The organism is Lederbergia citrea (genome assembly GCF_018343525.1).
GTDB lineage: Bacteria > Bacillota > Bacilli > Bacillales > Bacillaceae_C > Lederbergia > Lederbergia citrea.
The window spans coordinates 1,131,069-1,137,767 of record NZ_JAGYPH010000002.1; the positions used below are offsets into that span (position 1 = coordinate 1,131,069).

Sequence of the window (6,699 nt, forward strand, 5' to 3'; positions counted from 1 at the left end):
CATTTTTTATTTCAGTCATTCAATAGGCTGTGTTATAATGGATAGCGTTGAAAGAAAGCTGGAACAGATATGTTCCAATGAAAGAAGGAAAAAGAATGGAATTAGCAACTACGATACTAGGGATTACAGTTTCATCTGCTGCTATGATCGCTCTTTTGAAAATTATTGCGATTGATATTGTCCTTTCAGGAGATAATGCAATCGTGATTGCAATGGCAACGAGAAATTTGCCGAAGGAACAACAAAATAAAGCGATTTTATGGGGAACAGCTGGAGCCGTTACTTTACGTATCTTGTTTGCTGTTATTATCGTTTGGCTATTACAAATTCCATATGTAAATATTATCGGAGGCGCTTTGCTTCTTTGGATTGCCTATAAAGTGCTTCTCGGTGGCGAAGAAGATACAAATATATCCGCTCATAATGGCTTAATGAAAGCAATTGGAACGATCATCATGGCGGATGTTGTCATGAGCCTTGATAATGTTGTTGCGGTTGCAGGTGCAGCGGACGGACATATTGTGATGATTGCCATTGGAGTAGCAATTAGTATTCCAATTATGATTTTCGGTTCGAAATTTATTGTAAAAGCGATGGAGAAGTATAGCTGGATAGGCTATGTGGGTTCAGGAATACTTGCTTGGACTGCAGGAGAAATGATTATGAGGGACAAGCATATCATTGAATTTATAGGGATTTCCCATGGCCTTATAACGTATATGATTATTATTATTTTGACGACGCTTGTACTTACAGCTGGATACACCTCAAACAAAAAAGCAGCATCAAAACGAAGAGTAAAGCAATATGGTTAATGAAAAAGGGACCGGCCAATTTCAATTGGCCGGTCTATTTTTTTTGAGATGCTGTATTCTGTAATTCCTCGATTGCTTGGAGCACAAGTGTCACCGCCTGGCTCATGGCAGCTCCTCCGCCAAACGCTGCTGCCACGCCTACTGTTTCAAGAATTTCTTCTTCCTTACAGCCACTATCCAAACAGCCTTTTGTATGATAAATAATGCAATATTCATCTTGTGCGAAAATACTGATACCGAGAGCGATTAGTTGTTTCTCCTTTTGTTGTAAAGCTCCTTCCTCAAAACAAGCCTTTGTAAAAGCATTATATGCCTCAGCAAGCTTCGGCATTTTTTGAGTAAAAGTACCAAGTCCTTCTTTATATTCTTGCAAAGCCGATTCAATAAACTCCTTTTGTTCCAATTGATTCATCTCCTTTCCTGAATAGTATTGCTAACAGCCCTTTTGTTATACTACAAAAAACGCATTAGATTGAAACCGAAAAAGCTCTCGGCCTTTTAACGAGGTTGACCTAATAATATTAACCATGCTATGATTTCGGTGATTGCAAATAAATTGTTTATTTTGTATTTTTTGTTTATTAAAAGGTGCATGTTGAGAAATCGAATTGGAAGGAGGAGACTCATGAAAAAGAAAATATTTATCTTGGGAGAATTAAATGTAGATTTAATCTTCACAGGCAATGATGTTACACCAGAGTGGAATAAAGAAAAATTAGTGGATGGTTTTGAGCAGGCTCTTGGTTCTTCCTCGGCAATTACTGCAAGTTGTTTGGCAGGTCTAGGATTCGATGTTTATTTTGTAGGGGTTGTGGGAGACGATCCATTTGGTCATTTTTGTACTGAGCAACTAAAGAAAAATGGTGTAAACGCAAAATACGTTACGTTCGACCGGAATTTAAAAACTGGAGTTACTCTATCCCTCTCAACGAATGTTGATCGTGCATTATTAACATACATGGGGGCAATCCCTAAATTGCACGAAAGATATTTGCCGGAATCTTTATTTGCGGAGGCAGACCATATTCATTTTGGATCATATTTTCTCCAAGAGGAAATGAAGGAGAAATGGAAAGAGATTTTTGAGAAGGCTCAAAAACATTCTATTAGCACTTCATTTGATACCGGTTGGGACCCCAATAATCAATGGGATCGAGACAATATTATCAAATTGCTAGAGTTTACAGACTTTTTCATTCCTAGCGAAAAAGAGTTATTTCAAATCTTACAAATAAATGGTATAGAAGATATCATCGGAAATCTTCCCGATAAAAGAAGAGTGGTCGCGGTAAAAAGAGGGGCAGAGGGCTCAGTACTAATTGATCAAGATAGTGATGTTATTAAGGAAAAGGCCTTTGAAATTCTTCCAGTAGATACAACAGGGGCGGGTGATTCATTTAATGCAGGTCTAATAGCAGGATACTTATCCGGTATTAAAGAAAGAGAGTTATTGAAATTCGCAAATGCATGTGGGGCAATGGCGACATTAAGAATTGGTGGTGCCAGTAGTGTACCAACATGGGAACAGGTTGAAGAGTTTTTACATAATCATCTAAGCTAGTAGTAACATAAAAAAAGCTTGTATAAAAACTAGGTAAGTTTCAATACAAGCTTTTTTTTGAAAAGCTTAATCCTCCCAAAGCTCCTCCATCAAATCCTCGACCTCTTTTCGAAGTTTCTTAGTTTCATCTGCCAAAACTGTAACTTTATTACCTTCAATTTTGACCACATCTCCTGTAGTTGCTTCCTTAGGGAAGATTGTTTTGTCAAAATCCTTTGTTTTCCCATTGATTTCAACTACAACCCAATTTTCCTCAAATCGATCGATGATTCCCTTCACGACGTCACATCCTTATTTTGGAGTAAAGGAAGTTTGTGTCTTATATGTTTTTCCTTTATATGTCGAGGTAATATCAACTTTTACAGTATACCCTTTTGCAGCTCTGCTAATTTTTACAGGCAGCTTTTTGCCAACCGTCCCGTTATATGGCGTTTTTGTACTCTTGTAATTGAATACTGCTTTGTACTTCGTTCCATTTGGAAGGCCCTTTACAGTTAGATTGATCGTTGAATATTGCTTTGGCGATTTATTATCCAATGTTGCTGTTAATTTATAAGAAACAGGTTTCGGTGCAGGACTAGTGGGCTGGGTCGTTGATTGAACATTAAAATTTATCGTGCTGCCGTTCGAAGTAGCTTTAATCGTACCTTGCTTATCTGTTCGGTACACTTTTGTTTGCGCTGTATTAAGCCGATTTAATGTTTCCGAGGTAGGGTGGTTATAACGATTTCCTTTGCCGACGCTAATAACCGCATATTTTGGTTTAACGATATTTAAAAACTCTTTCGATGTTGCTCCCTTTGCGCCGTGATGACTTACTTTTAACACATCTACCTTAGATAACACTTTCTTGGAGATCATATCTTTTTCAGATTTATCTTCAGCATCTCCCGTGAATAAAAAGGTGTTTTTATTATATTTTATATGGAGTACAGCACTCCAATTGTTTAAATCGCTTTTCGTATAAGTATTTACGGGAGCAATAAATTTAGCCGTAACTGATGTATCCTTTAAAGGCAACTTTACTCCAGATTTAGCAGTCTTAATCGTCCTCTTTTCCCGCTTGACAGCATTTAAAAAGTCCCTGTATGCCTGAGTGGTATGAGATACCTTCGGTGCATAAATGTTTTTGACAACAAAAGCATCCAGCACTTCATCTAAACCGCCTATATGGTCCGCATCAGGATGTGTTGCAACCATAATATCAATCGTTTTCACCTTTTGCTTCTTTAAATATGCAACAACTTGATGCCCCTTTGCCTTATTTCCAGCATCAATAAGAATATTTTCACCAGCAGGCGTTTTAATATAAATAGAGTCACCTTGACCAACGTCAATAAAGTGAACTACCATATTTTTGGTTGCTGCGGTCGATGTGAATGGCATAATAGACAGTAACAACATTGTAATTACTGATAAAATAATAACTTTACTTTTTTTCATGATGTCTCCCTTGATGTATGTTTAATTTTCTTATATTTATATGAATTTAAAAATTAAAAAATGCTCTCTGCTATTTTCCTTTCATATGATTAAAATGTATTCCCTTATTAATTTGAATAACTTAGTCGGAGGTATGACATGGTTTCTGACCTTAAAATTATAAACTGGAGGTAAATTTTTACAATAAAATAATAAAAATAAAAAAAGAAATTCAATACTGAAATTTAGAAACAAAAAAACGCCGTATCCTATAAAAGGGTACGGCGTTTTATTTTATGGAGAATAGCGGGCTCGAACCGCTGACCTCTACACTGCCAGTGTAGCGCTCTCCCAGCTGAGCTAATCCCCCGTTCGAAATGAACTACATTTTCTATTATAGTAAGTTTTAAAAAAAGTGCAAGCATTATTTTCAACTAATTATCTCAATTCCTTGAACATCCTCGATATTTGATATTGTATAGTAAATATTTGTAACTGGCCGTTTTTCACTTACTCTCGTTTTTAATTCAAGCAAAAGAGAGGATTCATCTTTTAAATCTTTTATTCGAGTATGTGTTACTGTTATTTTTTCTTCTGTAAGTCTTTCTAGCACTTTATCCAAACTCTCCTGCTTACTTACCGTAATTTTTATAATCAAATCTCTCTTTAATAGCTTTCTTGGTCCAAGCTTTGCCAAGGCGAAAGGGATGAATTCAACGCTAATGATAAGCAGTACAACACCAGCAACAGCTTCTACATAAAAACCGGCGCCTACCGTTATCCCGATACCTGCCGCGCCCCAAATCATGGCTGCGGTCGTAAGACCTGAAATATGGTCATTTCCTCTTCTTAAAATAACCCCCGCTCCAAGGAAACCGATCCCAGAAACGATTTGTGCTGCAAGGCGCAGCGGATCCATTTGAATTCTAATGTCATCATTTCCAGGAAATATATAAGCTGATTCAATGGATACAATCGTTAATAAGCAGCTAATAATTGAAATGACAAGACTCGTTTTTAATCCAAGTGGTTTTCTTTTTAATTCACGCTCAACGCCGATCACTAATCCGAGTAAAGCAGATATACCTAATTTTAATAATAAATCCCAATCGAGTATTTCCAAATTTCTTCCTCCTATATAATGATGTTTTTAATATTTATGGAAAATAAATAATAAGAAAGATAAAATGAGTCATGCGTGATTTAATTTTAAAGAAAAGGAGTACACAATGAATACACCAAGAATTAACCCTTACCTTGCGTTGGCAATAGGCGTTTTGACCGTATCGACGTCTGCCATTTTTGTGAAACTATCTACAGCTGATGCCGGGGTCGTTGCTTTTTATCGTTTATTTATAAGTGTAATTATTATGATACCGGTATTTTTCCCAAAGTATATAAAAGAACTTAAAATGATTAATAGAAGGGATTGGTTATTTTCTATCATTGCCGGTATATTTCTGGCTTTTCACTTTATACTATGGTTTGAATCGCTAAATTACACATCTGTCGCAAGTTCTACAGTATTAGTTACCCTCCAACCTTTATTCGCCTTTATTGGTACGTTCTTATTTTTTAAAGAAAAATTTTCATTTAAAGCGATTCTTTGTGCAGTCATCGCTATTATTGGCAGCATTATTATTAGTTGGGGTGATTTTCAAATCAGTGGCTCCGCTTTGTTTGGAGACTTTTTAGCTTTGGCAGCCTGCGGATTGATTACAGCCTATCTGCTCTTTGGACAAGATGTCAGGAAGCGAATCTCACTAGTAACTTATACTTTTGTTGTTTACTTAATTAGTTCTATTGTGCTGTTTTTTTATGTGCTTGCCTCCGGATCGGCATTTTATCCTTATCCACCTATGGATTGGTTGTATTTTTTATTACTGGCGATTGTTCCAACATTATTAGGTCATACCCTTTTTAATTGGTCTTTAAAATGGCTAAGTACCTCGACTATTTCCATGGCCATATTATTTGAGCCTGTTGGCGCCGCTTTGCTTGCCTATTATATTCTTCAAGAAAAGATACTTTGGACACAACTGCTAGGAGGGTTAATTGTTATATTGAGTGTCTCGCTATTTCTATTTGATGAAAAGAAATCGAAAGCTTCCCAAATTCGTAGGCAACCTATGCAAATGGGAGAAGGGGAAGGATGAAAGGAAGTGGCAGCTGCCAATGGGCGCTGCCGCTTTTAGATGAATAAATATGTGAGGCCGGAAAATACGAAAGCCATAATAGAAGAAAAAACAAAAGTACCCCCATAAACTTTATCCTCGGCATTTGATATTCGAAGAGCTTCTATATAAGAAAAAGAAAATAAGTAAATTGTCATCAATAGGGCGATGATCAGTGCAATGTTTGTGAGCACATAAGTTTCTCCTTCCCATCATTATTAAGATTTGATATTATATATGTACTTGCTCATCAAATAATTATGCATGAAAGACAGAAAAATACTTTCTAAAAAAGTATTGCACTATACATTAATCCATGGTATATTATTACCTGTCCGAAAGAAAAGGACTTAAACATTACAGTCTAACTTAAGAAAAAGAAAAAAGTAGTTGACTGCTAAGTGAATAAGTGATAAGATATAAAGGTCGCTGTGAAAAGCGGTAAACGAAAATTTGATCTTTGAAAACTGAACGAAACGAAACGTCAACAAGTAATTTAGCAAGACCAGCAAATGAGCTAACAAACTACTTTTATGAGAGTTTGATCCTGGCTCAGGACGAACGCTGGCGGCGTGCCTAATACATGCAAGTCGAGCGGACCTTTGGGAGCTTGCTCCCAAAGGTTAGCGGCGGACGGGTGAGTAACACGTGGGCAACCTGCCTGTAAGACTGGGATAACTTCGGGAAACCGGAGCTAATACCGGATAACTTCTTTTCTCGCATGAGG

The 6,699-nt window shown here is 36.8% G+C and carries 6 protein-coding genes, 1 tRNA gene, 1 rRNA gene and 1 pseudogene; 4 read left to right on the forward strand and 5 right to left on the reverse strand.

Annotated features, from left to right (window positions below; genetic code table 11):
* The first annotated feature begins 77 nt into the window (after positions 1 to 77).
* The gene (locus KHA88_RS14485; protein ID WP_249313134.1) at positions 78 to 815 is read left to right on the forward strand and encodes a TerC family protein; all 738 of its coding nucleotides are present in this window, start codon (positions 78 to 80) and stop codon (positions 813 to 815) included.
* A gap of 34 nt (positions 816 to 849) precedes the next feature.
* On the opposite strand, the gene KHA88_RS14490 is transcribed toward KHA88_RS14485, so the two are convergent.
* Complete coding sequence (locus tag KHA88_RS14490; RefSeq protein WP_213097921.1) at positions 850 to 1,227, reverse strand: carboxymuconolactone decarboxylase family protein; 378 nt, start codon at positions 1,225 to 1,227, stop codon at positions 850 to 852.
* Positions 1,228 to 1,440: 213 nt separating this feature from the next.
* On the opposite strand from KHA88_RS14490, the gene KHA88_RS14495 reads away from it, so the two are divergent.
* On the forward strand, positions 1,441 to 2,376 hold the full coding sequence (locus KHA88_RS14495; protein ID WP_213097920.1) for a carbohydrate kinase family protein: 936 nt from the start codon (positions 1,441 to 1,443) through the stop codon (positions 2,374 to 2,376).
* 66 nt (positions 2,377 to 2,442) lie between these two features.
* Here KHA88_RS14495 and KHA88_RS14500 read toward each other — a convergent pair whose 3' ends face one another.
* From KHA88_RS14500 to KHA88_RS14515, 4 genes and pseudogenes are all read right to left on the reverse strand, one after another.
* Positions 2,443 to 2,655: a DUF3006 domain-containing protein gene (locus KHA88_RS14500; protein WP_213097919.1), complete on the reverse strand. Its 213-nt coding sequence runs from the start codon at positions 2,653 to 2,655 to the stop codon at positions 2,443 to 2,445.
* Positions 2,656 to 2,991: 336 nt separating this feature from the next.
* Positions 2,992 to 3,819 (reverse strand): annotated as a pseudogene (locus tag KHA88_RS14505) (ComEC/Rec2 family competence protein); the annotation flags it as partial.
* Between the two features lie 276 nt (positions 3,820 to 4,095).
* Positions 4,096 to 4,168: transfer RNA gene (locus KHA88_RS14510), tRNA-Ala, on the reverse strand.
* 60 nt (positions 4,169 to 4,228) lie between these two features.
* Positions 4,229 to 4,921: an MgtC/SapB family protein gene (locus KHA88_RS14515; RefSeq protein ID WP_213097917.1), complete on the reverse strand. Its 693-nt coding sequence runs from the start codon at positions 4,919 to 4,921 to the stop codon at positions 4,229 to 4,231.
* A 106-nt stretch (positions 4,922 to 5,027) separates the two neighbouring features.
* On the opposite strand from KHA88_RS14515, the gene KHA88_RS14520 reads away from it, so the two are divergent.
* The gene (locus KHA88_RS14520; protein WP_213097916.1) at positions 5,028 to 5,954 is read left to right on the forward strand and encodes a DMT family transporter; all 927 of its coding nucleotides are present in this window, start codon (positions 5,028 to 5,030) and stop codon (positions 5,952 to 5,954) included.
* 547 nt (positions 5,955 to 6,501) lie between these two features.
* Positions 6,502 to 6,699, forward strand: a 16S ribosomal RNA gene (locus KHA88_RS14525); the annotation flags it as partial.

Excerpts from the sequence above, each read along its gene's own strand:
- KHA88_RS14485 (WP_249313134.1), top strand. The coding sequence starts at position 78 with ATGAAAGAAGGAAAAAGAATGGAATTAGCAACTACGATACTAGGGATT.
- KHA88_RS14490 (WP_213097921.1), bottom strand. The coding sequence starts at position 1,227 with ATGAATCAATTGGAACAAAAGGAGTTTATTGAATCGGCTTTGCAAGAA.
- KHA88_RS14495 (WP_213097920.1), top strand. The coding sequence starts at position 1,441 with ATGAAAAAGAAAATATTTATCTTGGGAGAATTAAATGTAGATTTAATC.
- KHA88_RS14520 (WP_213097916.1), top strand. The coding sequence starts at position 5,028 with ATGAATACACCAAGAATTAACCCTTACCTTGCGTTGGCAATAGGCGTT.